The 24,079-nt window shown below is 68.5% G+C and carries 16 protein-coding genes and 1 pseudogene; 3 read left to right on the top strand and 14 right to left on the bottom strand.

All coding sequences use genetic code 11. The features are described from left to right. Position 1 precedes the first annotated feature (1 nt). The 10 genes and pseudogenes from QE397_RS07950 to QE397_RS07905 all read right to left on the bottom strand — a co-directional run bounded on the left by QE397_RS07950 (position 2) and on the right by QE397_RS07905 (position 15,747). Complete coding sequence (locus QE397_RS07950) at positions 2 to 2,695, bottom strand: glucosidase (RefSeq protein ID WP_307092722.1); 2,694 nt, start codon at positions 2,693 to 2,695, stop codon at positions 2 to 4. Between the two features lie 54 nt (positions 2,696 to 2,749). Further along, on the bottom strand, positions 2,750 to 3,469 hold the full coding sequence (locus QE397_RS07945; RefSeq protein WP_307092720.1) for an AMP-binding protein: 720 nt from the start codon (positions 3,467 to 3,469) through the stop codon (positions 2,750 to 2,752). Positions 3,470 to 3,589: 120 nt separating this feature from the next. Continuing rightward, positions 3,590 to 4,423, bottom strand: a complete 834-nt coding sequence (locus tag QE397_RS07940; protein WP_037185313.1) for an IclR family transcriptional regulator — start codon at positions 4,421 to 4,423, stop codon at positions 3,590 to 3,592. A gap of 31 nt (positions 4,424 to 4,454) precedes the next feature. Further along, positions 4,455 to 6,359 (bottom strand): DUF294 nucleotidyltransferase-like domain-containing protein, encoded by a 1,905-nt coding sequence (locus QE397_RS07935; RefSeq protein ID WP_307092717.1) that lies wholly within the window; start codon positions 6,357 to 6,359, stop codon positions 4,455 to 4,457. Next, positions 6,337 to 7,854, bottom strand: coding sequence for a GMC family oxidoreductase (locus QE397_RS07930; protein ID WP_027505097.1), 1,518 nt, complete (start codon positions 7,852 to 7,854; stop codon positions 6,337 to 6,339). Before QE397_RS07930 ends, QE397_RS07935 begins: the two co-directional genes overlap by 23 nt. Next, on the bottom strand, positions 7,851 to 9,395 hold the full coding sequence (locus QE397_RS07925) for an APC family permease (protein ID WP_307092713.1): 1,545 nt from the start codon (positions 9,393 to 9,395) through the stop codon (positions 7,851 to 7,853). The genes QE397_RS07930 and QE397_RS07925 overlap by 4 nt, the downstream gene beginning before the upstream one ends. A 30-nt stretch (positions 9,396 to 9,425) precedes the next feature. Further along, the gene (locus QE397_RS07920; protein WP_051613194.1) at positions 9,426 to 10,955 is read right to left on the bottom strand and encodes an aldehyde dehydrogenase family protein; all 1,530 of its coding nucleotides are present in this window, start codon (positions 10,953 to 10,955) and stop codon (positions 9,426 to 9,428) included. Between the two features lie 23 nt (positions 10,956 to 10,978). Beyond that, a complete protein-coding gene (locus QE397_RS07915) occupies positions 10,979 to 12,136 on the bottom strand; it encodes an aromatic ring-hydroxylating dioxygenase subunit alpha (protein WP_056444954.1) in 1,158 nt (385 codons plus the stop codon). Next, positions 12,133 to 13,276 (bottom strand): annotated as a pseudogene (gene solA, locus QE397_RS07910) (N-methyl-L-tryptophan oxidase). Before solA ends, QE397_RS07915 begins: the two are co-directional and overlap by 4 nt. Further along, the gene (locus tag QE397_RS07905; RefSeq protein ID WP_307092710.1) at positions 13,273 to 15,747 is read right to left on the bottom strand and encodes an FAD-dependent oxidoreductase; all 2,475 of its coding nucleotides are present in this window, start codon (positions 15,745 to 15,747) and stop codon (positions 13,273 to 13,275) included. Before QE397_RS07905 ends, solA begins: the two are co-directional and overlap by 4 nt. 212 nt (positions 15,748 to 15,959) lie before the next feature. Here QE397_RS07905 and QE397_RS07900 point away from each other — a divergent pair, with 212 nt between their 5' ends. The 3 genes from QE397_RS07900 (at position 15,960) to QE397_RS07890 (ending at position 18,658) form a co-directional block, all read left to right on the top strand. Continuing rightward, a complete protein-coding gene (locus tag QE397_RS07900) occupies positions 15,960 to 16,289 on the top strand; it encodes a bifunctional 3-phenylpropionate/cinnamic acid dioxygenase ferredoxin subunit (protein WP_027505091.1) in 330 nt (109 codons plus the stop codon). After that, a complete protein-coding gene (locus QE397_RS07895) occupies positions 16,286 to 17,455 on the top strand; it encodes an NAD(P)/FAD-dependent oxidoreductase (RefSeq protein WP_307092707.1) in 1,170 nt (389 codons plus the stop codon). Before QE397_RS07900 ends, QE397_RS07895 begins: the two co-directional genes overlap by 4 nt. Positions 17,456 to 17,575: 120 nt before the next feature. Then, positions 17,576 to 18,658: a fused (3R)-hydroxyacyl-ACP dehydratase subunits HadA/HadB gene (locus tag QE397_RS07890; protein WP_056444959.1), complete on the top strand. Its 1,083-nt coding sequence runs from the start codon at positions 17,576 to 17,578 to the stop codon at positions 18,656 to 18,658. A gap of 6 nt (positions 18,659 to 18,664) precedes the next feature. On the opposite strand, the gene QE397_RS07885 is transcribed toward QE397_RS07890, so the two are convergent. The 4 genes from QE397_RS07885 to QE397_RS07870 all read right to left on the bottom strand — a co-directional run bounded on the left by QE397_RS07885 (position 18,665) and on the right by QE397_RS07870 (position 24,052). Next, on the bottom strand, positions 18,665 to 19,969 hold the full coding sequence (locus QE397_RS07885; protein ID WP_051613192.1) for a pitrilysin family protein: 1,305 nt from the start codon (positions 19,967 to 19,969) through the stop codon (positions 18,665 to 18,667). A gap of 61 nt (positions 19,970 to 20,030) precedes the next feature. Continuing rightward, the gene (locus tag QE397_RS07880; RefSeq protein WP_056445309.1) at positions 20,031 to 22,313 is read right to left on the bottom strand and encodes a polyribonucleotide nucleotidyltransferase; all 2,283 of its coding nucleotides are present in this window, start codon (positions 22,311 to 22,313) and stop codon (positions 20,031 to 20,033) included. Between the two features lie 360 nt (positions 22,314 to 22,673). Beyond that, positions 22,674 to 22,943 carry a 30S ribosomal protein S15 gene (gene rpsO / locus QE397_RS07875; RefSeq protein WP_027505086.1) on the bottom strand — a complete coding sequence of 90 codons (270 nt, stop codon included), beginning with the start codon at positions 22,941 to 22,943 and terminating at the stop codon, positions 22,674 to 22,676. 140 nt (positions 22,944 to 23,083) lie between these two features. Then, the gene (locus QE397_RS07870) at positions 23,084 to 24,052 is read right to left on the bottom strand and encodes a bifunctional riboflavin kinase/FAD synthetase (RefSeq protein ID WP_222630856.1); all 969 of its coding nucleotides are present in this window, start codon (positions 24,050 to 24,052) and stop codon (positions 23,084 to 23,086) included. Positions 24,053 to 24,079 lie beyond the last annotated feature (27 nt).

Here is a 24,079-nt window from a genome sequence, read left to right as displayed (position 1 = left end):
GTTAACCCGGCGGCGTCGGCGGTTGCGGCACTCTGGGATTGAGAAGATGCGCGACCAGCGCCGTCCATCCGGTCTGATGGCTGGCGCCGAGCCCCTCTCCGGTGTCCCCGTCGAAGTACTCGCTGAAGGTCGGATGTTCCGACCACAGCGGATCGTCCGAGGACTCGATGCGATCGCCGTCCGACGGCCGACCGGATCCGCGCACGCGGAACAGGTCCGCGAGGCCGTTCTCGATGATCTCGGCGGCCTCGACCAGGGTGTGCTGCACGCCGGACCCGGTGGGGATCTCGATGGTGAACGTGTCGCCGAAGTAGCGACCGTAGGCGCGGAGCTTGTCGGCGAGCAGCACGTTGACGGGGAACCACACCGGGCCGCGCCAGTTCGAGTTCCCGCCGAACATCGACGTGCGGGACTCCCCCGGCTCGTACTCGATGGACAGTGATCGGCCCTCGACCTCCATCGTGACGCCGTCGCGGTAGGACGCGGACAGCGACCGGATACCGAAGGACGACAGGAACTCGTCGCTGTCGAACATGCGCTCGAGGATGCGCCGCAGCCGATCGGGATCCACGAGGGCGAGGAGCATGCGCCAGGTCCCGTTGTCGTTGCGCGACATCATCGGGGACACCAGATCCGGTCTCCGGTGCTGCAACCACCGCAAGCGAGACGTCAGGTCCGGACACTCCTTCGGCACCCATGACGGGATCTCGGTGGCCCCCAGGATCGGCAGGAGGCCCACCATCGAGCGCACCCGCAGCGGCACCGCGTCACCGTGCGGTGGGGCGAGGACGTCGTAGAAGAATCCGTCCTCCTCGTGCCACAGCGACATCTGCGCCGACCCGAAGGATCCCACGGCCTCCGCGATGGACAGGAAATGCGCGAAGAACTTCGTCGCGACGTCGTCCCAGGCGGAGTCGTGGCGTGCCAGTTCGATCGCGATCTTGAACATCTGCTGGCAGTAGAACGCCATCCAACTGGTCGCGTCGGACTGCTCGAGTCGGAAACCGGGAGGCAGTGGCTCCGAGCGGTTGAACATCCCGATGTTGTCCATCCCGAGGAAGCCGCCCTCGAAGATGTTGGAGCCGCCCGCGTCCTTGCGGTTGACCCACCACGAGAAGTTCAACAACAGCTTGGTGAACACCCGGACCAGGAACTCACGGTCGCGGTGTCCGTCGATGCGGTACACCTGCCACACCGCCCACGCGTGGACCGGCGGGTTGACGTCTCCGAACTCCCACTCGTACGCGGGCAGTTGACCGTTGGGGTGCATCGCCCACTCGCGACACATGAGTACGAGCTGTTCCTTGGCGAAGTCCGGGTCGACGTGCGCCAGCGGGATGGTGTGGAAGGCGAGATCCCAGGCGGCGAACCACGGGTACTCCCACTCGTCCGGCATGGAGACGACGTCCGCGAGCGAGAAGTGCGACCAGGCGTGGTTGCGGGCGGTCGCGTCGAGTCGCGACTGCGGCGCCGACGCTCCCACCGGATCACCCTGCGCCCACTCGCGTACGTCGTAGCGGTAGAGTTGTTTGCACCACAGCAGGCCGGCGTAGGCGCGCCGTGCGACGTGGCGGTCGGCCGCGGACAGATCCGGGCCGATGACGTGGTCGTAGAACTGGTCCGCCTCGTACCGTCGGTCGGCGAGGACCGCGTCGAAGCCGGGGCCGAACGTGAACGAGTCCGGCACCGTGGTGCTCAACCGGAGACGGATGCTGCGGGTCTCGCCGGGCGCCACGTCGTCGAGCGAGTACCAGAACGCACTCTTCGTCCCCGTGCCGTCCGGATTGACGGCCGACTCGTCGCCCTCGACGATGCGCCGCCCGATGCCGTCCTTCGTCCAGGCCGAGAGGTTCTCCGCGGCGCCGAACAGCTCCACCGCATTGGTCTCGTTGTCGCAGAACAGCACTCGCGCATCACCCTGAGCGGCGAGGTGGTACCGGCCGAGAAAACCGTGCTCCGCACGCACCACGGCCATGTCACCGGGAAGCGCGTCCGCCGTGACGTCGACGATGGAGGCGGTGCGATCGTCGCGCCCCCAGGACCACGTGTTGCGCAACCACAGATGCGGCACCACGTCGACCGATGCGGCCTCGGGCCCGTGATTGGTGACGTCGACGACGATGCACACGTCGTCCGGCGACGCCTTGGCGTAGGTGACGACCACGTCGAAGAACCGGTTCTCGTCCAGCACCCCGGTGTCGGCCAGTTCGAACTCGCGGTCCATGCGTGTGCGCGCGCGGCTCGCCTCACGCAGCCCCTCGTAGGGGTACTCGGCCTGCGGGTAGCGGTAGAGCCACGTCATCCAGCTGTGGGTGGGCGTTCCGTCGAGCGCCCACCAGTACTCCTTGGCGTCCTCGCCGTGATTGCCCTCACCGTTGGTGAGTCCGAACAGCCGCTCCTTGAGGATCGGATCGCGCCGGTTCCACAGGGCCACCGAGAAATTGAGGAAGCCGAAGCGGTCGCAGATGCCCCCGAGGCCGTCCTCGCCCCATCGGTAGGCGCGCGAGCGGGCGTGGTCGAAGGGGAAGGACTCCCAGGCGTTGCCGTCCTCGGAGTAGTCCTCGCGCACGGTGCCCCACTGACGGCCCGCGAGATACGGGCCCCAGGTACGCCAGGCGCTCTGTGCTCCGGGCGATTCGGCGAGCCGAGAGTGCTCGACGGTCGGGTGTGCAGGCTGATCTGCGGCGTCGGTCACCGCCACAGTGTGCCCCGACGGACGCGGACGTGCATCGCACCGGAGGCCCGGGCGTCACACCGCCGCGGGAAATCCCCGTCCGGGCGCGCTGACGGTGCAGCCGGTGACCAGACCGGCCAGAAGTCCGACGAGACCCGCGACCGAGGCCGACGGGTGGGACAGGTCGAAGAGAGTGCCCGGCGCGAGACCCGCACGGACGGCGAGATCGGACACCGACGCGGCCAACTCCTCGTGCGTGACGGTGACGCGTCCGGTCGTGCCCGGACCGAGCGCGACGAGGGCGGGCCGCCAGGCGTCGAGTGCGGTGGGCCGGCCGGCTTCGGTGAGACCCTGATCCCAGGCGGGCGACTCCCACCAGACACCCTCGTGATCCACGACGGCGTCGAGACGAGCATCGAACGTCACCGACGCGGCCGGTACGGCACCGACGGCCGCGCAGGCGTGCGCGCGGAGCACGTCGGGAAGTTCGGCGTCGACGGCGAACAGGGGATGCCCGGAGGCGAGGACGGCCAGGACGGAGGTGACCGCGTCGACCGAGCCGTCGGCGAGTACGGCGAGCGGGACGCGGTCGCGGGAGTGGGCACGGCGCAGCGCGGCTCCGCGGTTTCTGGCGGCCACGGCGAGCTCGCCGTAGGTGATCGAGTCGGCGGGTGAGACCAGCGCGAGACTCGACGGGTTCCGCCGCGCCACCGCGTCGATCGCCGCGACGACACCGCTCCGGAGCGCCGACGACGGCGGTGCGTCGAGCACGCCGCGCGGGTGGAGACCGGTCATACCGCAACACCGCCAACTGCCGAGGAAACTATCGGCGATCAGGTCAAGGACTCCATAACCATACCTGAAGTATGTTTCCATTCGTAACACTCACCCCCGAGACTGTGAGAAGTCACGGTGTCAGTCGCCGCCGTATCCCAGCTTGCGGCTGATCTCGAGGGCCGCACTCATCGCGTCCGCCGCGACGGACGCGAAGTCGTCCGGTTCGAGCCGGTAGGCCGGACCCGAGACGCTGAGCGCAGCCACGACGTCCCCGGTGTGGTCACGCACGGGCGCGGACACCGCGTTCAGACCGATCTCGAGTTCCTCACGCACTGAGGCCCAGCCCCGCGAGCGCACCGCCTCGAGCTCCTGCTCCAGCGCGGTCGACGAGGTCACCGTGGTCTCCGTGAAGGAGTCCAACCGGGACGGGAGGCGCCGACGTACCTCGTCCCGCGACAGTCCGCTGAGGAGAATCTTCCCGCTCGACGTGGCGTGGACCGGGCTGCCCTGGCCCACCCACGTACGCAGCGCGACCTCGGACTCGGACCGAGCCTTGACGATGTTCACGGCGCGGTCCTCGTCGAGCACCGCGAGGTTGGTGGTCTCCCCCACCTTCTCGGCCAACATGTCGCAGATGCCCTGCGCTGCCTTCGCGAGGTCGCGTTCGGCCGTCGCGGACCCGGCGAGGCGGACGATGGTGAACCCCAGCCGGTACTTGCCCCGTTCACCCACCTGCTCCACGAAGCCGCGGGCGTCCAACACCCCCAGCAGCCGCGAGACGGTGGACTTGTGCACCCCGAGTTCGTCGGCGATGGCCGTGACACCGGCCGTCCCGAGTCGAGCGACGATCTCGAGGACCTCGAGAGCGCGGTCGACCGACTGCACCGCGGTACCGCGCGTCACCGCTCTGCCCGCGTCGTCGCCGTCGTCGGTGCCGGACGTGTCGGACACGGAGATCTCGGAAGAAGCCATGATGGTGTCCGATTCTATCCGGCACCGGGTGTCAGCGGTCGCGCACCGCGCGGGGCACGGGGACACCGACGGTGGACGCCACGTGGCCCACCCTGCGCTGGACCGACGCGATCTCCCGGATCGCGTCCATCACCATGCTGCGCTCGAGGGGTGTCAGCTCACCGAGGGCCACGACGTCCGTCGGGGTGCGCCCGTCGCTCAGGCAGTCCACCTGATGGCCGAAACGCAGGTGCTGCAGCCGCTCGAACACGTCGACGAGCACGCGTGAGTCCGGTTCCGACAGCAATCCGTTGCCCGCCGCCGCGGTCAGCCGGGCGGGTGTCGACGCGCAGGCGACGCCGACACTCATACCGCCCCACCGCGCCAGGTTCACGATCGGCGACACCGCGTGCGACTTGAGATCCACCGTCGTACCGCGCCGCGCGAGCACGTCCCGCACCGACCGCACCCGTGCTCGGGTGGCCAGCGCATCGCGGAGCTGGAGCCGCAGCGCCTCGGGATGCTCGACGGCCATCTCGCGGTACGCGTCCGGAACCGAGTGGAGATCGGGATCGCCCCACACCACCCGGCCGTCGACCAGGAGCGAGGACATGACGATGCCGCGATCGCCCAGGGGGTCGTCGAGCCAGCCGCTCGCGGCGGCGCGCCACGCGGAGGCCGATCGGGCGAAGCGGGGGCTGGACGCGATCGCGTTGTTGGTGTCGGCGGGCAGTCCACAGGCGTCGAGCGTGCGGTGCACGGCGCGGGCAAGGCCGCGGAGCGCCTCCTCTCGGCCGGCGAGGCCGTCGCTCCACGACAACGCGCTGTCGACGTCGGACGACGGCATCGCCTCCCGTCGTCCGACGCTTCCCAGCGACAACCACGCGAGATCTCGGCCGCGCAGCGGGGTCGGCGATGCCGCGATCGCCAGCTCCACGGCACGACGGACGAGGGCGTCCACCACCACGGACAGGATCCCGGACGCGGCCCCCGCGGTGGTCCCGGTGCGCCACAGGTCGACGATCAGCGGACGCAGACCCGCACTCACCCCGATCAACGCGTCGGTGGACACGGCTGCCTCGACGTGCCGACGCAACGAGAAGCTGCGGGTGGTCGAGTTGGCCAGCAGATCGGCGCTCTCGAGGACACCGACCAGACCGCCCCGGACATCGACGACCGGCATGTGTTGCACGCCGAGCTCGAGCATCTCGAACAGGACGCCGGTGGGCGTCCGGTCCGCGTCCACCACGGCCGCCGGCGCTGTCATGACGGATCCGATCCGCGTGTCCACCGGCACACCGGCGGCGACCACCCGCGTCCGCAGGTCTCGATCGGTGAAGATGCCGTACCGGCCCCGCGTCGTCGGGATCACCACGCACGACGACCCGCGCTCCGTCATCAGGCAGACTGCGTCGCGGATCGAGGTGTCGGCGTCCACGGTCGCCGCCGCACGACGCACGAGGGCGGCCGCGGTGCCGCCGGGCGCCGACGACAGACCGGCGCCGTCGGGACTCGGTGAGGCGATGGACCGGCCGCCGAAAGACTGCGCGATCGTGCGAGCCAGGTACGTCACGCCCGCGGGGCTCGCGAACACCGGTCGCGCGGACGGACCCGGCAGGCGCACGACGACCGACGGCCGCGCCGCCGTCGCCGTGAAGGTCCTGCGCAGACCGACGAGCATGGCCGAGAAGCCGAACAACCCACCCGGCTCGATCGTGTCGAGCGGCGCGGCGCCGTCGACGTCGTCGGGGTGCAGCAGGTCGACGCTGCCGGACCACACCACCCACACCGCGTCGATGTCGTCGACACCCGGTCCGACCACGACGTCGCCCGCCGCGTACTCGGCGGTGGACGCCGTCGCCGCCAGATCGGCGAGATCGCTTCTGGTCAGCGAGTCGAACGGAGAGTGACCGGCGAGGAATTCTGCGAGCGTGTCAGCCGGTGACGAGGTCGGCACACCGTTCCGCCATCGTCATCACCGTGATGTTCGGGTTCACCGCCGGCAGCTTCGGCATCGCCGACGCATCGACCACCCGCAGATTGTGCACGCCCTTGACGCGCAATTCGGGATCGAGCACCGCCATCGGATCCGACGCGGCACCCATCTTCGCGGTGCCGGCCGGGTGATACACGGTGTTGTGAGTGCGATGCACGTAGTCGAGGAGATCGTCGTCGGTGACGGCGTCCGGCCCCGGCGCCAACTCGCGGGCGATCCAGTCCTTCAGCTGCGGCTGGTCGGCGATGCGTCGAGCGAGCTTGAGACCCGCGAGCATCACGCGGTCGTCGTGCCCCTCGCTGTCGGTGAAGTACCGCGGGTCGACCTTGGCGCGATCACGGAAATCGCGTGAGCGCAGTCGGACGGTTCCGCGTGAACGGCCCTGTGTCACATTGGGAGTCAGGCAGAAGCCGTTGTCCGTGGTGGGGTAGCCCCAGCGCAGGGTGTTCATGTCGAACGGCACGCTGCCGTAGTGCATCATCACGTCCGGATACGTCAGATCGTCCTCGGTCGTGGCGAACAGGCCGATCTCCCACCACTGCGACGACGTGGTGACCATCGGCTTCGACGCCTCCCAGAACACCAGGCCCTCGACGTGGTCGTCGAGGTTCGCGCCGACGCCCGCCGAGTCGACACGCACCGGAATCCCCATCTCGCGCAGGTGCACCGAGGGCCCGATTCCCGACAGCATCAACAGTTTCGGAGTGTCGATCGCACCCGCGGTGACAATGACCTCACGGCGTGCGGAGACGACGTCGTGCCCCGTCAGATCAGGACGCTGATACCGCACTCCGGTGGCCGTGAGCGAGTCGTCGATGACGATCTCGCTGACCCAGCAGCCCGTGCGGACCTCGAGATTGGGGCGCGTCGCCATGATCGGATGCAGGTACGCGTGCGAGGTGGACATGCGCAACCCGTCGTCGGACGAGTTGATCTGGAACCAGCCGGCCCCGTTGAGCACCGTCTCACCGCGATTGAACTGCACGGTCGGCAGTCCCACGCCGGCCGCGGACTCGAGGACGGCGGCACCACACGGATCGAGTGGCGGAACGTCCCGCAGCGTCACCGGTCCGGTGACGCGCGAGACGTACGGGAGGATCGACTCGGCGTTCCAGCCCGTGGCGCCCATGGCCTCCCAGTCGTCCAGGATCCCGGCCGGTGGATGGAACGCGATGCACGAGTTGTGAGACGAGCAGCCGCCCAACACCTTCGCCCGCGCGTGGCGCATGAAGCTGTTGCCGCGTTCCTGCGGCTCGACGGGATAGTCCCAGTCGTAGCCGGAGTCGAGCAGATGCATCCACCGGTCGAGCACCAGGATGTCGTCGTTCCCGACGTCCGTGGGTCCCGCCTCGACCAGACACACGGTCACGGTGGGATCCTCGCTGAGGCGTGCGGCGAGAACACATCCCGCTGTTCCGCCGCCCGCGATGACGTAGTCGAAGATCGCGTCCGTCATACCTTCTCGCCTTCCGCCGTACCCGTTGTGGTGGTCGCTGCGTGTGACGTCAACGTACCGATGTGTCCGCGACCGACGGTGAAATACCACAGATACCCGAGCCCGAGGATGACACCGATGTAGACGAACGCACCCCAGGTGTTGTACCAGGGTGTCCCGTAGACGGCTTCGCGCGGCCACGCCAGATTCAGCGCCATGCCGGCGCCCCACACGACCGCAAAGATGTTGACGGGCAGACCCCAGCGACCCATCGTGAAGTAGCCACCCTCCTTCAGGTCCTTCGGCGGCCATTCGCCCTTCAGTCGCTTCTTCAAGAGCGGTCCTGTGACCATCAGATACGCCAGGTAGATCATGATGATCGCGATCGACGTGAGCACAGTGAAGATCTTGGGCTGCCCCACGTTGATCACCAGGATCAGGATCGAGAGCAGACCGATCACGACGGCGGGCACCACGGGCGTCTGGTACTTCGGATGCACGGTGGCCAGCCGCTCGCCGAACGGCAGCGCGTTGTCGCGCGCCATCGCGAAGGTGAGGCGGATCGCCGCCGTGTGCACCGCGAGCGAGCACACCGTGACGGCCACCAGGATGCAGATCAGGAACACCGTTCCCAGGGGTCCGGACAGCACCGAGGTGACGATGGACTGCAGTCCACCCTGCGGCGTGCCCAGCTCGGGATCGTTCAGATCCGGCGCAGCCATGACGGCGAACACGAGGATGGCGCCGCCGATGACGAACGACGCGAGGATGGCCCGCAGGATCGCCTTGGGGGCGGTACGCCGCGGTTCGACGGTCTCCTCACCGAGCGAGCTCGCCGTGTCGAAGCCGTACATCACGTAGCCCGACGCCAGCGACGCCACGAGGAACGCGCCCAGGTACCCGGCACTCTCCTCGGTTCCGTACCCGTTGGTGGAGAAGAAGATCTCCGGGCCGCGCTGAATGTTGAACGCCAGGATCACGGCGATGAGCACGGCCGCGACGAGTTCGATGAAGACGCCGGCACTGTTGATCCGCGCCATCAACCGGATGCCCGCGGCGTTCACCAGAGTCGTGAACGCGATCATGATGGTGCCGAGAACGACGGCATTGGTGGCGTAGTCGTACTCCCCCGTGCCGTCCCCGATGAGCTGGAAGCCGGACCATAACCGAGGCAGGTTCACCTGCAGGGCGAGCACCACCGCCGACAACGTGACGATCGACGCGGTGAGCATGAGCCACCCCGACGACCATCCGACGATGCGGCTGCCGAGCAGCTTCGCCCAGTTGTAGACCGAGCCCGCCACCGGATACTTGGCCGCGAGTTCCATGAAACACAGCGCTACGGCCATCTGCCCGACGAAGACGATGGGCCAGGACCACAGATAAGCCGGGCCCGCGGACCCGAATCCGAAGTAGAACAGCTGGAACGTGCCGGTCAGGATCGAGATGTAGCTGACGCCGGCCGCGAAACTCGCGAACTTGCCCAGACTGCGGTCGAGAGATTCCTTGTATCCGAAATCGCCGAGACCGCCGTCCTCGACGTCGGAAGTGGAAGACACCATGTCGCCTCGCTCACGTGAGAATGGAAGAAACTAGCTGGTGGTGCCGAACCACTCCGCCCGAGGTGCTGCGGTGTTGTTCCAGATGTGCTTGGTCTCCTGGTACTCGTGGAGTCCCGCGGGCCCGAGTTCGCGCCCGTTGCCCGACTTCTTGAAACCGCCCCACTCGGCCGCGGCCGTGTAGTACCCGAAGTCGTTGAGCCACACGGTTCCGTGTCGCAGCCCGCGCACCATGCGTTCGCCGCGTTCGGGATCGGTGGTGCGCACACCGGCCGCGAGACCGTAGTCCGTGTCGTTGCCCAGTCGCAGTGCCTCTTCCTCGGTGGTGAACCGTTCGACGGTCAGTATGGGCCCGAAAGTCTCGAGCTGCACGATGTCCATCTCACGAGAGCAGTGGTCGAACACCGTGGGCAGGAAGTAACTTCCGTCCGCCAGAGCCGGATCGGACGGTGCGCGGCCGCCCGTGCGCAGAACTGCACCCTCCGCGAGGGCGGTCTCGACGAACGCCTCCATCTTGTCGCGCTGTGTCGTGGAGACCAGTGGCCCCGTCTCGCTGGACGGATCCGTTCCCGGTCCCATCCGGATGGCTTCGGCGCGGCGCACGATCTCGTCGACGAACCGATCCGCCACCGAGTCCTCGACGATGAGACGTGTTCCGGCCGAACACACCTGGCCGGAGTGCAGGAAGACGCCGGTGAGCACCTGGTCGACGGAGGCGTCGAACGTGTCCTCGTCGGCGGCGTCCGCGAACACGATGTGCGGATTCTTGCCCCCGAGTTCCACCGCCACCTTGGTCACGTGCGGCGCGGCACTCGCGAGGATCGCACTGCCGGTCGCCAGTCCACCGGTGAACGACACGAAGTCGACGTCCGGATTGTCCGTGAGCGCCGGCCCGATGGTCGCGCCGCTGCCCTGCACCAGATTGACGACACCGTCCGGCACCCCCGCTTCCTCCAGCAGGTGGGTGAACGCGATGGTGCTCAGCGGGGTGACCTCGCTCGGCTTGAGCACCATCGTGCAGCCGGCAGCCAGCGCAGGCGCGATCTTCCACGAGATCTGCAGCAGAGGGTAGTTCCAGGGCGCGATCATCACGCAGACACCGATCGGCTCGTGCACCACGCGCGAGATGACCGCAGGATCACCCACGTCGACGAGACGATCGCTCGAGACGGCGGCGAGCTGAGCGTAGTACCGAAACACCGAGGTGACGTCGTCGATGTCGATGCGGCTCTCCGCCAACGTCTTCCCGGTGTCGAGGGTCTCGATGACCGACAGTCGCTCCTTGTCGCGCTGCAGGAGATCCGCCACGCGGTCGAGCACCGCACAGCGTTCCGCGACCGGGGTTGCGGGCCAGTCGCCGCGATCGAAGGTGGCACGGGCCGCGGCGACGGCGGCGCGGGCGTCGTCCGGCGAGGCCTCGTCGACCGACACCAGGACGCGACCGGTCGCGGGGTCGATGCAGTCTCGGGTCTCCCCCGAGGTGGCAGGGACCCACTCACCCCCGATGAGGAGAACGCGCTCGAACAGTGTCGGATCGACGTCGTGCTCGGTCTGTTGATTCACTGCCCCACCCTTTCACCGATCGGTCACCCCTGCAGGCGCCCGTCCTCCCGCAGGCGTTCCGCCAGCCAGTCGTGGAAGAGCCCGATGTGATGCTCGGCCGGCACCAGAACGCCACCGTCACGGTATGCCCGTGAGCTCATCGCCGGTTGGGTTCGCTCACATGCGTCGAAATCCTGCACGTTGACGCGATGGAACAACTCGACCGATCGGCTGACGTCGCGGCCGGACTCGACGACGTCCCGCGTGTACAGCCAGTCGCACTCGACGACGGTGCGGTCCGCGGACACCGGGTACATGCGGTGCAGGATCACGTGGTCGGGAACCAGGTTGACGAAGACGGTCGGCTTGATCGTGATGGCGTAGTACCGCCGGTCCTGATCCTCCGAGAGCGTCGGCAGGGCGCCGAACCCCGCGGACCCGTCCACGGTGAATCCGTCGATCTCCGCGCCGAACTCCGCACCGTGGCCGACGAAGTACTGGGCCGCGAGCCCGTCCGCGAACTCGGGGAGGACCTCGGTCAGCTCCGGGTGGATCGTGGCGCAGTGATAACACTCCATGAAGTTCTCGACGATCAGCTTCCAGTTGGCCGCCACGTCGTAGACCTCGCGGCGACCGAGTTCGAGAGACGGCATGTCGTACCGGTCGATGGCCGTCGGGTCGCCGAGCCGCTCGGTGACCGCGCCGATCACCTCGTCCTCGAAGGACGGCGGCTCGTCCGCAAGGCACAGCCACGCGTAGCCGAGCCACTCCCGGAGCGCGACGGGGATCAGACCCCACTCCGTACGGTCGAGCGGGGCACCGGACCCGTCCGACAACGCGGACAGATTGGGAGCGGCCACGAGCTTCCCGTCCAGCCCGTACGTCCAGGCGTGGTACGGACACTGCAGATTACGCTTGACCTGGCCCGACTCCTCCGTGCAGATCTGTGCGCCGCGGTGGCGGCACACGTTGAGGAACGCGCGCAGGACCCCGTCACGCCCGCGCACCACCAGCACGCTCTCGCGGCCCACGTCGACGCGGCGGAAGGCGCCGGGTGCCGCGAGATCGGCACTGCGGACGGCGCAGAACCACATCGTCTCGAACACGTGCTCCTGCTCGGCCAGAAACGTCTCCGCGCTGGTGTACCAGGATCCGGGGAGAGTGGGGATCAACGACTGAGTGCGGGGCGCGGCGCTTGTCATACGGTCACCAATCGGCGGGGATCGAAGAGGGTGATGGGGTGCGCGGTCGTCCCGGTGGTCGCGAGGTCGGCCAGGATCTCACCGACGACGGGCACGAACTTGAAACCGTGGCCGGAGAACCCGCACGCGACGGTGACGTTGGTGGCGTCGGGGTGCCGCGCGATGACGAAGTGCTCGTCCGGAGTGTTGGAGTACATGCACGTCGCGGAGTGCACGCTCGGCCCGTCGAGGCCGGGCACCGTCTGCCGCACCCGGGTCTGCATCGCCTCGATCTCGTGCGGGTGCACCGTACGGTCGATGGTGTCCGGCGTGCACTCGATGCCCTTGCGGAAGAAGGGCCACCTTGACGCCGCCGTCGGGACCGTCGATCGCCGGGAAACCGTAGTCCTGCATACCGTCCGCGGCCTCGTGGATGAAGATCGGGTTGTTCTCGTACGCTGCGGTACCGGCGCTCGCGCCGAACCAGTGCAGTACCTGGCGCTCGACGACGATCGGTACCGCGAACTGCTCGAGCAACTGCGGCGCCCAGGCACCGGGGCAGATCACCACCTGGCCCGCCGTGTGGGTCCCCTTGTCGGTGGTGACGGTGACGCCGTCCCCCGACTCCTCCCAGCCGAGCACCGTCTCACCGAACTGCAATGTCGCACCGCGGTTCTCGGCGAGGTCCAGATGGGCCTGAACGGTGAGTTCAGGCCTCGCGAAACCCGCGGCGGCCTCGAACAGTGCCACCTCGTCGGGGTCGGGATCGAAGGTGGGGAACGCCTCGCGCACCTGCGCGGCGTCCAGGATCTCGTGCGGCAGCGACCATTGCCGTGACGCCAGCAGCGAGCCCGAGAACGTCACCGAGCTCTCGCGCCCGAGGAACAGTCCTCCGGTGATCCGATGCACCTCCTTCCCGGACATGCTCCTCAGTTCGTCCCACAGTTCGTAGGACCGCAGGAGGAGCGGGACGTAGGCCGGGTCCTCGAAGTAGGACTGCCGGATGATCCGCGATCCGCCGTGGCTCGATCCCTTGTCGTGGGCGGGGGTGAACTTCTCGAGTCCCAGCACCCGCTGTCCGCGGTCGGCCAGATGGAAGGCGGCGGCGCTGCCCATGCCGCCGAGTCCGATGACGATGACGTCGTAGCTCACGTGGTTCATCTCCTGATCAGCTGTCCGGCGGGATCGACGACCGCGTCGTCGGACACCGTCGCACCCAGTGCGGCGGCGAAGTAGGTCACCGACACCGCGGTGCCGAGTGGAGTGTCCAGCGGAAGCCAGGCGTACGCGACGCACCGCCCGAGGGTCGCCGACCATCCCGCGCTCGTGACGTACCCGACGACCGTGCCGTCGAGAGAGACCGGCTCCTTCCCGAGCACCACGGCGTCCGGGTCGTCGAACACGAGGGTCCGCAGCCGTCGCGTCGCGGGCCGAGCGGCCAGGGCCGACCGACCGACGAAGTCCGTGGCGTCCTTGACGGCGAACTCGACGCCCGCGTCGGCCGGGGTGTCCTCGGAGGTCATGTCGTGCCCCCACGCGCGGTACCCCTTCTCGAGTCGCAGGCTGTCGAACGCGAGCCGACCGGCAGCGATCACCCCGTGGTCGGACCCGGCCTCCCACAACAGGTCCCACAGGGCGCCGCCGTACTCGGCGTCGGTGTAGATCTCCCACCCGAGTTCGCCGACGTACGACACCCGCATCATGATCACGGGAATCGCACCGACGTACGTCCGCACGGCGCGGAAGTAGCCGAAGGCCTTGTGTCCCAAATCCGCGTCGGCCAGCGGTGCCACCATCGCGCGGGCACGGGGACCCCACACTCCGACACAACACGTCGCTCCGGTGACGTCCCGCACCGTCACCGGACCGTCGGGCGTTCCCGCCCTGGTGCGGCGCAGCATCGCATCGAGGTCGAGTGGACCGTTCGCTCCGACGCGATAGTGATCGGCGCCGAGTCGCGCGACCGTGAGGTCGCTGCGGATCCCGCCTCTCTCGTCGAGCATCAGCGTGTAGGTGACACGGCCGATCGCGGTGTCCACGTCGTTGGTGGTGAGGTGCTGCAGGAAGTGGGCTGCGCCGGGTCCTTCCACGTCGTACCGGGTGAGCGGTGTCATGTCGTACATCGCGACCCGGCTCCTCGTCACCGCGGCCTCGGCCACGGCGATGTCGGAGAAGTGACGCGCGGACCACTCGTCGCGGACCGGAAGGTGGAACCCGGTCTCGAGGAGCGCCGCGAGTTCGCCCGCGTTGCTCTCGTACCAGGCGGGGCGCTCCCAGCCTCCGCCCTGGACGAAGCGGGCGTCCAGCGCGACCTCCGCGGCGTGGAACGGGCTGCGCCGCAGTCCTCGCAGCGCCGTGCGCTGCTGGCGGGGGTGCACGATGTCGTACACCTCCACGAACGCCTGCGCGCTGGTCGCGGCGATGAAGGCGGGACTGCGCTCGACCGATTCGAAGCGATACAGATCGGACTCGTGGAGGTCGATCTCCGAGGCGCCGTCGATCAGGGTCTGGGCGAGAGCGCGCGCGATACCGGCGGAGTGCGTCACCCACACCGCCTCCGCCACCCAGAAGCCGGCCAGATCCCGGTGCTCCCCGACGATCGAGTGACCGTCGGGAGTGAAGGAGAAGATGCCGTTGAATCCGGATTCGACCTTCGACTCCCGCAGCGCCGGAAGCACTCTCGCGGACTCACGCCAGGCCGGCGCGAAATCGTCCTCGGTGAACGGCAGCATCGACGGCATCGGTGGGGGCGCCACGGACGACGCGTCACCGTCCGCGTCCCACGACAGCGCGCCCATGTCCGCGGGCATCGGGTCGTGGCCGTAGTAGCCGATACCGAGACGATCCCCGTGCTCCCGGTAGTAGAGGTCGCCGTCCTGGTGACGAAGGATCGGCAGACTCGCGTCCGTCGCACCGGTGTTCCGGCCGACCAGCGCCTCGATCTGTCCGGTGTAGGCGTACTGGTGCGCCATCGGGACCAGGGGAACCGTGAGGCCCACCGTGCGCCCGAGCTCGGCACCCCAGAAGCCCGCGGCCGACACGACGATATCCGCCGGCACGTCGCCGTGCGGGGTCCGCACTCCCGTCACACGTCCACTCGCCTGGAGGATCTCGGTCACCGGACTGTCCCCCCGGAACACCGCCCCGCGGGCCTGCGCCGCACGCGCCTGCATCTCGGCGGCCCGCACCGCCCGGGCGAGACCGTCGCTCGGAGTGTGGAACGCGCCGAGCACGACGTCCGGGTCCACGAGCGGGTGCAGAGCCGCTGCGGCCGCGGCGTCGACGAGCCGTCCCTCGATACCCCACGAGCGCGCCCACCCGGCCTTGCGTTGCAGATCAGTCCACCGAGCCTCGGTCGTCGCGATCTCGAGGCCGCCGAGCGTGTCGAAGCACGGCCCGTCGTCGTGCGTGAGTGCGCGGAACTTGTCGGCCGTGTAGGCCGCGAAGTGGGCCATGGAGCGCGAGGGATTCGTCTGGAACACCAGTCCGGGGGCGTGCGACGTGGATCCGCCGGTGGAGAACAGCGGCCCCTGGTCGAGCACGGTGACGTCAGTCCACCCACGGGCGGTCAGTTCGTCCGCCAGGGAGGTCCCGACGATGCCGGCGCCGATGACGACGATACGAGGTGCCACGAGCGCCCCCCTGGGACCTGTTGCGATCAGCGCAACGATGGGTGGTTTACGCAACACAGACTCGACGCCTCGGGCCGGGCTGTCAACCCGGCACGCTGTGGTTCGACACACCGGTGCAGCGATTGACGTGGTGGATCGTCCTGGTGCATCCTGTTGCGCAGATCGATCATAGTTGCGATCGACGCAACACCGTCACACTTGCGGGAGGCATCATGCCGGACACCGTTCATCGCGTCGCCGTCTGCTCCGCATCGGCCCTCCCCGTCGGCGAGGTCGCCACCGTCACCCCGCCGGGTCACACCGCGATCTCCGTCTTCCACACCGAGGAGGGCCTCTTCGCGATCGACGACACGTGCACACACCAGGACGCCTCGCTCGCCGACGGATGGGTGGAGAACTGCGCGGTCGAGTGCCCGCTCCACGAGTCGTGCTTCGATCTGCGGACCGGCGCGCCCTCGGGCACACCGGCGAAGACTCCCGTTCGAACCTATGCGGTGCACGTCGTCGACGGCGCGGTCGTGCTCGACCTCCCCGGCTCGTGACGACCCCCGACAGGCCCGACGTCGAGACGGTGAACTCCGTCCTGGTCGTCGGGGCGTCGCTCGCGGGCTCGACCGTCGCGACCGCTCTCCGCGAGGACGGGTTCACGGGTCGCGTCACCGTCGTCGGCGACGAGCCCCACCTGCCGTACGATCGCCCGCCCCTCTCCAAGGCCTTCCTGCAGGGATCGGCTCCCGACCCGTGGCTCGTTCCCGAACCCGATGCGCTCGACGTCGACTGGGTGCTCGGGACACCGGCTGTCGGCATGACCGGGCGGAGCGTGGAGCTCGCGGACGGGCGGGAGGTGAGTGCCGACGTCGTCGTCATCGCGACCGGCGCGCGCGCACGGACCCTGCTGGGCGCCGACGACCTCCGCGGCGTTCACACGCTGCGCACGTTGGACGACGCCGCCGCACTGCGCTCGTCGCTGGCCACGGCGACCACCATGGTGGTGATCGGCGCGGGATTCATCGGATCCGAGGTGGCGTCCACGGCCGCCGGCCTCGGCATCTCCGTCACCATCGTCGAGGCGTCCACCGCTCCCCTGTCCGGCCCGCTCGGCCTGACGATGGCCGAGGTCTGCGTCGATCTGCATCGTGCGAACGGCGTGACCCTCCTGCTCGGCGCCGCCGTCGACTCTCTCGAGGGCCGCGACGGGGCCGTCACCTCCGTCCTGCTCGGGGACGGGACGGTACTGCCCGCCGACGTCGTGGTGATCGGAATCGGATCGATCCCCAACACGGAGTGGGCGGCAGCGTCCGGTCTCGCCATCGACGGCGGTTTCGTCACCGACGCGCAGTGCCGCACCACCGTTCCGGGCGTCTACGCGATCGGGGACTGCGCTCGCGCGTTCGACGAGGTGCTGCAGGACCACCATCGCAGCGAACACTGGTCGCACGCGGTCACCCAGGCTCGGCGAGTGGCGCGGTCGATCGTGGGGGCGCAGCCCGCGCCGTCCGGTGTTCCGTACTTCTGGTCGGACCAGTACGGCTCTCGCATCCAGTTCGCCGGCCGTCGCCAGTCGACCGATTCGGTGCGCGTGGTCGAGGGCGACCCGGAGGCCGGCTCGTTCGTCGCCGTGTACGAGCGAGCGGACGACGTCGTCGCCGTCCTGGCGATGAACAACGCCCGATCGTTCACCAGGATGAGGAAGAGCCTCGGGGCCTGATTCTCCGCATGCCGATCAGCATTGGGTGCGTATAACAATCTCGAAGTCGCTTTTCTGTGATCAGCCCGGAGAACTCCGTTGGCACTGCACAGCGCTCGTCGCCGGGGATAGGTTGCCGTCATGACTGCCGAGATCCTGGCCACCGACGCCGTCGCGAGCGACACCACGTTCGACCCGGCGCAGCATGCGCTGGACATGGTGGGCTACCACTACCGCGCCGACGACTACTACGAGGTCGGCCGCGAGAAGGTGCGGGAGTACGCGAAGGCCGTCCGCGACTTCCATCCGGTCCACTGGACCGAGGAGGGCGCACTCGAGGTCGGCTATCCGGCACTGATGGCGCCGCCCACGTTCTTCTCGCTGGTCGGCATCATCGCCCAGCAGAAGCTGCTCGAGCGCATCGCCACCGGATACGACCTCAGCCGGATGCTGCAGACCGACCAGCATGCCGAGTACTTCGCGCCGATCCTGGCGGGCGACCGGCTCACGTGCGACGTCTCGCTCGACTCCTTCCGCACGGTCGTCGGCCGCGACATGATGGTGACCAAGACCGTCATCACCAACCAGCGCAACGAGCTGGCGCAGATCACGTACACCACACTGCTCATCGGGCGCGCCGACGACGGCGACGACAGCATCGCGGACGTCGCGCGCGGCATGGTCATGAACGGCATGTTCACCCTGTCCACCTCCGACGAGGTGGCCGACGTCAATCCCGGCGGTGACGACCTCGAGACGGTCTACGCCCCGCCCGTCGTCGTCCCGCACACCGGCCATGCCCGTCGGCGCTTCGAGGACGTGGCGGTCGGCGACGCACTGCCCACCAGGACGGTGCTGCTCTCGCGCGGCGATCTCGTGAACTACGCGGGCGTGGTCGGCGACAACAACCCCGTGCACTGGAGCGACCACTTCGCGTCGCTGCTCGAGCTCGACACCGTCGTCGCCCACGGCATGCTCACCATGGGCCTCGGCACCGGCTTCGTGTCCGAGTGGCTCGGCGACCCGGGTGCCCTGAAGGACTGCACCGTGCGCTTCACCAGCCCCGTCATGGTCGACCCGGTGTCCAAGTCGGAGATCGTCATCGACGGCACGGTGAAGTCGAAGGACGAGGCGACCCGGACTGCGGTGGTCTCCATCGACGCCCGCTACAAGGGCAAGCGCATCCTCGGCCACAAGGCCATGGCCACCGTTCACCTGGCCTGAGACGCCTCAGCTCCCGGCCACGGCTCCGCGTACCGAGGCCGGGAGCTTCGTCACCTTCGAGAACGGCCCGACCACGGCGGCCGCCATGGGCCGCGCCAGCAGGGTCCGGGCGACGTCGCGGACCTCGTCGTTGGTCACCTGATCGATGCGCGCGAGCGTCTCCTCCACCGACCTGTGGTCGCCGTAGTTGAGCTCGCTGCGACCGATCCGGTTCATTCTCGATCCGGAATCCTCTAGTCCGAGAACCAGTCCCCCGCGCATGCTCCCCTTCGCGCGAGCGCACTCCGCGTCCGTGATGCCGTCGGTGGCCACCGACGCGAGCACGTCGCGGATCACCGAGGTGACCTCGCCGAGATTCTCGGGCTGGCATCCGGCGTACACCGAGAACGCACCCGTGTCGGAGAACGTGTCCACCGAGGAGTACACCGAGTACGCGAGACCGCGCTCCTCCCGGATCTCTTGGAACAGGCGCGAACTGAGCCCTCCACCGATGGCGGTGTTCAGAACCGACAACGCCCACCGATGACCCTCGTGGCGTCCGAACGCCCGCACGCCCAGGCACAGGTGCGCCTGTTCACTGTCCCGCGTCGTCAGGCTCAGGGCCGGGCGCGCGGTGATGCGGCCCGCTCCCCCACGCCGCGGTGCCGGTTCGGCGGCACCGGCGATCCGGTCGGCGAAACTGCGACGGACCCCCGCCACCACGTCGTCGTGGTCGACGTTGCCGGCGACCGCCACCACCATGCGCGGCGGGGTGTAGCGCCGAGTGTGGAACGAGTGCAGCTGATTCCGCGTCATGGACTCGATGGACTCCACCGATCCGATGACGGGACGACCGATGGGGTGGTCACCGAACAGCGCGGTGAGGAAGGCGTCACCGAGCAGGTCCTCGGGGTCGTCGTCGCGCATCGAGATCTCCTCGAGCACCACCTGGCGTTCGACATCGACGTCCTCGGCGCGGCAGCGACCGCGGAGCACCACGTCCGCCACCAGGTCGAGTCCGAGGTGCAGGTCCTCGTCGAGCACGTGCGCGTAGAAGCACGTGTGCTCCTTGGACGTGAACGCGTTGAGCTCGCCGCCGACTCCGTCCATCACCTGCGCGATGTCCAGAGCCGTACGGGTGGGGGTGGCCTTGAACAGCAGGTGCTCGAGGAAGTGCGCGGCACCGGCGACGGTCCGGCCCTCGTCGCGCGAACCGACGGCGACCCAGACGCCGACCGAGGCGGACCGCACGCCGGGAACGAACTCCGTGACGACGCGGACGCCGCCCGGCAACACCGTGCGGCGGACGCCGGACGGTTCGGGTGTACGCACACGGCGGCGCGGCCGGGAGCCCGAGAGCTCCGCAGACCGCGCCGCCGCGTTCGTGTACTTCTTACTCAGCGCTGACCTCGTCGGAGGTGGCGACCTGATCGTCGGCCGGCGCGGCGGCTGCCGCGTCGTCCTCGACCGGGACGAGGCTGATCTTGCCGCGGTTGTCGATGTCGGCGATCTCCACGCGGAGCTTCGATCCGACGCTGACGACGTCCTCGACCTTGTTGATGCGCTTGCCGCTGCCCAGCTTGGAGATGTGCACCAGGCCGTCACGACCGGGGAGCAGCGAGACGAACGCGCCGAATGCCGTGGTCTTGACGACGGTTCCGAGGAACCGCTCGCCGACCTTGGGCAGCTGCGGGTTCGCGATGGCGTTGATCATGTCGATCGCGGCCTGTGCGGACGGGCCGTCCGCAGCACCGACGTAGACGGTGCCGTCATCCTCGATCGAGATGTTGGCGCCGGTCTGCTCGGTGATCGAGTTGATCATCTTGCCCTTGGGCCCGATGACCTCGCCGATCTTGTCCACGGGGACCTTGATCGCGGTGACACGCGGTGCGTACGGGCTCATCTCGTCCGGCGCGTCGATGGCCTCGGCCATGACGTCGAGGATCGTGACGCGCGCGTCCTTGGCCTGCGACAGCGCACCGGCCAGAACCTGCGACGGGATGCCGTCGAGCTTCGTGTCCAGCTGCAGGGCGGTGACGAACTCGCGGGTGCCGGCGACCTTGAAGTCCATGTCGCCGAACGCGTCCTCCGCACCGAGAATGTCGGTGAGGGCGACGTAGCGGGTCTCACCGTCGACCTGGTCGGAGACCAGACCCATGGCGATGCCGGCGACCGGTGCCTTCAGCGGCACACCGGCGTTGAGCATGCCCAGCGTCGACGCACAGACCGAGCCCATCGACGTGGATCCGTTGGAGCTGAGCGCCTCCGAGACCTGACGGATGGCGTAGGGGAACTCCTCCTGGCTGGGGAGCACGGGGAGCAGCGCGCGCTCCGCGAGGGCTCCGTGGCCGATCTCGCGACGCTTCGGCGATCCGACGCGTCCGGTCTCGCCGGTGGAGTACGGCGGGAAGTTGTAGTGGTGCATGTAGCGCTTGCTGGTCTCGGGTCCGAGCGAGTCGATCTGCTGGGCCATCTTGACCATGTCGAGGGTGGTGACGCCCAGGATCTGGGTCTCGCCACGCTCGAACAACGCGCTGCCGTGGGCGCGCGGGATGACGGCGACCTCGGCGGAGAGCTCACGGATGTCCGTGATGCCGCGGCCGTCGATGCGGAACTGGTCCCGCAGGATGCGCTGACGCACGAGCTTCTTGGTCAGCGAGCGGAACGCTGCGCCGATCTCCTTCTCGCGGCCCTCGAACCGGTCGCCCACGCTGGTGAGGATCTGATTCTTGACCTCGTCGAGCTTGCTCTCGCGCTCGGTCTTGCCGGCGATGGTGAGTGCCTCGTTGAGCGGGATCTGAGCCGCACCCTCGACAGCCTCGAACACGTCGGACTGGTACGCGGGGAAGAGCGGGAAGTCGCCGGTGGGCTTGGCGGCCGCCGTGGCGAGCTGCTTCTGCGCCTCGCACAGCGATGCGATGAACGGCTTCGCTGCTTCGAGGCCCTCGGCCACGATGGCCTCGGTGGGCGCCTGCGCGCCGTCCTCGATGAGGGCGATGACCTTCTCGGTCGCCTCGGCCTCGACCATCATGATCGCGACGTCGGCGTCCGCACCGGTGCCCGAGACGACGCGGCCGGCGACGACCATGTTGAACACGGCCTTCTCGAGCTGCTCGTTGGTGGGGAACGCTACCCACTGCTTGTCGATCAGGGCGACACGGACGCCGCCGATGGGGCCGGAGAACGGCAGGCCCGCGAGCTGGGTGGACGCCGACGCGGCGTTGATGGCCACGACGTCGTACAGGTCCTTCGGATCGAGGCTCATCACGGTGATGACGACCTGGATCTCGTTGCGCAGTCCGTCGACGAACGTCGGACGCAGCGGCCGGTCGATCAGGCGACAGGTCAGGATGGCGTCGGTGCTGGGGCGTCCCTCACGACGGAAGAACGATCCGGGGATGCGGCCGGCGGCGTACATCCGCTCCTCGACGTCCACCGTGAGCGGGAAGAAGTCGAAGTGGTCCTTGGGGTGCTTCGAGGCGCTGGTGGCCGAGAGCAGCATGGTCTCGTCGTCCAGGTATGCGACGACGGCGCCGGCGGCCTGCTTGGCCAGCCGGCCGGTCTCGAAGCGGATGGTGCGGGTGCCGTACGACCCGTTGTCGATGACGGCGGTGGTCTCGAACACGCCCTCGTCGACCTCGGTGGCCGCTGCGGTGTTCGTGGTGGTCTCTGACATGGAAGTCTTCTCGTCCTCTCGTCTTCGCCGTGCCCACCCGGGCGCGCACTCGAACCCGGTGGTCCGGTGCGGCGTCCCCGAGTCGACGTGCGAGCGGAGGCGGCCCACGATCGAAGTCCCCCGGGCCGGGTCGCGCTCCGCGCGTCCGGAAACCGAGAGACCACTACCGAAGACCGACACCGCGACGTGTGTCGGGGACGAACGGCTGATGGTGCTCACCGCCGAGTCGGCGGCCTACCTGTGGTGCTGTGCACTCCCGGAGAGGGAGTACTGCTGTGACACTACCGGTCCACGACGAACGGCCGACGAGGAACAGCCGTGGGCTGCCTCGCCGGCGCGATCGCGTGAACCATGACGGAATTATCGACGCAGTCCCAGACGCTCGATGAGCGAGCGGTACCGCGCGACGTCGACCTTCTGCACGTACTTGAGCAGACGACGACGACGACCCACGAGCAGCAGCAGGCCGCGACGCGAGTGGTGATCGTGCTTGTGCACCTTGAGGTGCTCGGTGAGATCCTGGATGCGCTTGGTGAGCATCGCCACCTGGGCTTCCGGCGATCCGGTGTCCGTCTCGTGGACGCCGTACTCGCCGAGGATCTGCTTCTTCTGTTCGGTGGTCAAAGCCACAGTGAAACTCCTGATGCAGTGCCGTCCGCGCGTGGATGGTGCCGCACCCGAGGGCGCGGTGTTGCAGCCGCCGCGGACCGCAGCGAACAACAGTCGTCCATCCTACCTCAGTGGCCGAGGCCCGAACGACACCTCTTCATTCAGGCGTCCAGGGCGGCGAGGATGTCGCGGGCACGGTCGACGTCGAGATCCATCTGCGCGATCAGCTCGTCCACCGAGGCGAAGGCCTCCATGCCGCGCAGACGCTCGACGAAGTCCACCGCGACGTGCTGCCCGTAGAGATCGGCGTCGCCGTCCAGGACGAACGCCTCCACCGTGCGGGTGCGCCCCGAGAACGTGGGATTGGTCCCCACCGACACCGCTGCGCGACAACGCTTTCCGGGAGTCACGGTACCCATGATCGGTCCGGGTCCGAGCACCGTGAACCACGACGCGTACACCCCGTCCGCCGGGATGGCGGCGTGCATGGGCGGCTTGACGTTGGCCGTGGGGTAGCCGATGGTGCGGCCACGGCCGTCACCGTGCACCACCACGCCCTCGACTCGGTGGGGTCGACCGAGCGCGTCGGCGGCCGCCGCGACGTCACCGGCGTCGACGCAGGCGCGAATGTAGGTGGAGGAGAACGTGACCGACTCCTCGGCCAGCAGAGTGACACCGTCGACCGCGAACCCGAACCGCGTGCCGGCGGACCGGAGCAGATCGACGTTGCCGGCGGCCTTCTTGCCGAACGTGAAGTTCTCCCCCACCACGACCTCGGCGGCGTGCAGCCGCTCGACGAGGATGTCGTGGATGTAGCGATCGGGGGTGAGCTTCATGAACTCCGGCGTGAAAGGCATGACGCAGAAGACGTCGATGCCCAGTTCCTCGGCCAGTTCGGCACGCCGGGTGAGGGTGGTCAGCTGGGCCGGGTGACTGCCCGGACGCACCACTTCCATCGGATGCGGATCGAAGGTCATGAGCACACTCGGCACTCCGCGTGCCGCCGCCGATGTCACGGCGCGGTCGATCAATTGGGCGTGGCCGCGGTGTACGCCGTCGAACACGCCGATCGTCAGAACACATCTGCCCCAGTCGGCCGGGACATCGTCGAGACCTCGCCATCTCTCCACGACCAGGAGCCTACGGGCCGACGATCG

It is taken from the genome of Rhodococcus sp. SORGH_AS_0301, from assembly GCF_030818285.1.
GTDB lineage: Bacteria > Actinomycetota > Actinomycetes > Mycobacteriales > Mycobacteriaceae > Rhodococcoides.
The sequence above is the reverse complement of the archived record's forward strand: the minus strand, read 5'-3'. Positions and strand labels throughout refer to the sequence as shown.

Bases quoted from the DNA above. Each gene is read 5' to 3' on its own strand.
- QE397_RS07945 (WP_307092720.1), bottom strand. From the start codon at position 3,469: ATGACCGGTCTCCACCCGCGCGGCGTGCTCGACGCACCGCCGTCGTCG.
- QE397_RS07940 (WP_037185313.1), bottom strand. From the start codon at position 4,423: ATGGCTTCTTCCGAGATCTCCGTGTCCGACACGTCCGGCACCGACGAC.
- QE397_RS07930 (WP_027505097.1), bottom strand. From the start codon at position 7,854: ATGACGGACGCGATCTTCGACTACGTCATCGCGGGCGGCGGAACAGCG.
- QE397_RS07925 (WP_307092713.1), bottom strand. From the start codon at position 9,395: ATGGTGTCTTCCACTTCCGACGTCGAGGACGGCGGTCTCGGCGATTTC.
- QE397_RS07915 (WP_056444954.1), bottom strand. From the start codon at position 12,136: ATGACAAGCGCCGCGCCCCGCACTCAGTCGTTGATCCCCACTCTCCCC.
- QE397_RS07900 (WP_027505091.1), top strand. From the start codon at position 15,960: ATGCCGGACACCGTTCATCGCGTCGCCGTCTGCTCCGCATCGGCCCTC.
- QE397_RS07890 (WP_056444959.1), top strand. From the start codon at position 17,576: ATGACTGCCGAGATCCTGGCCACCGACGCCGTCGCGAGCGACACCACG.
- QE397_RS07880 (WP_056445309.1), bottom strand. From the start codon at position 22,313: ATGTCAGAGACCACCACGAACACCGCAGCGGCCACCGAGGTCGACGAG.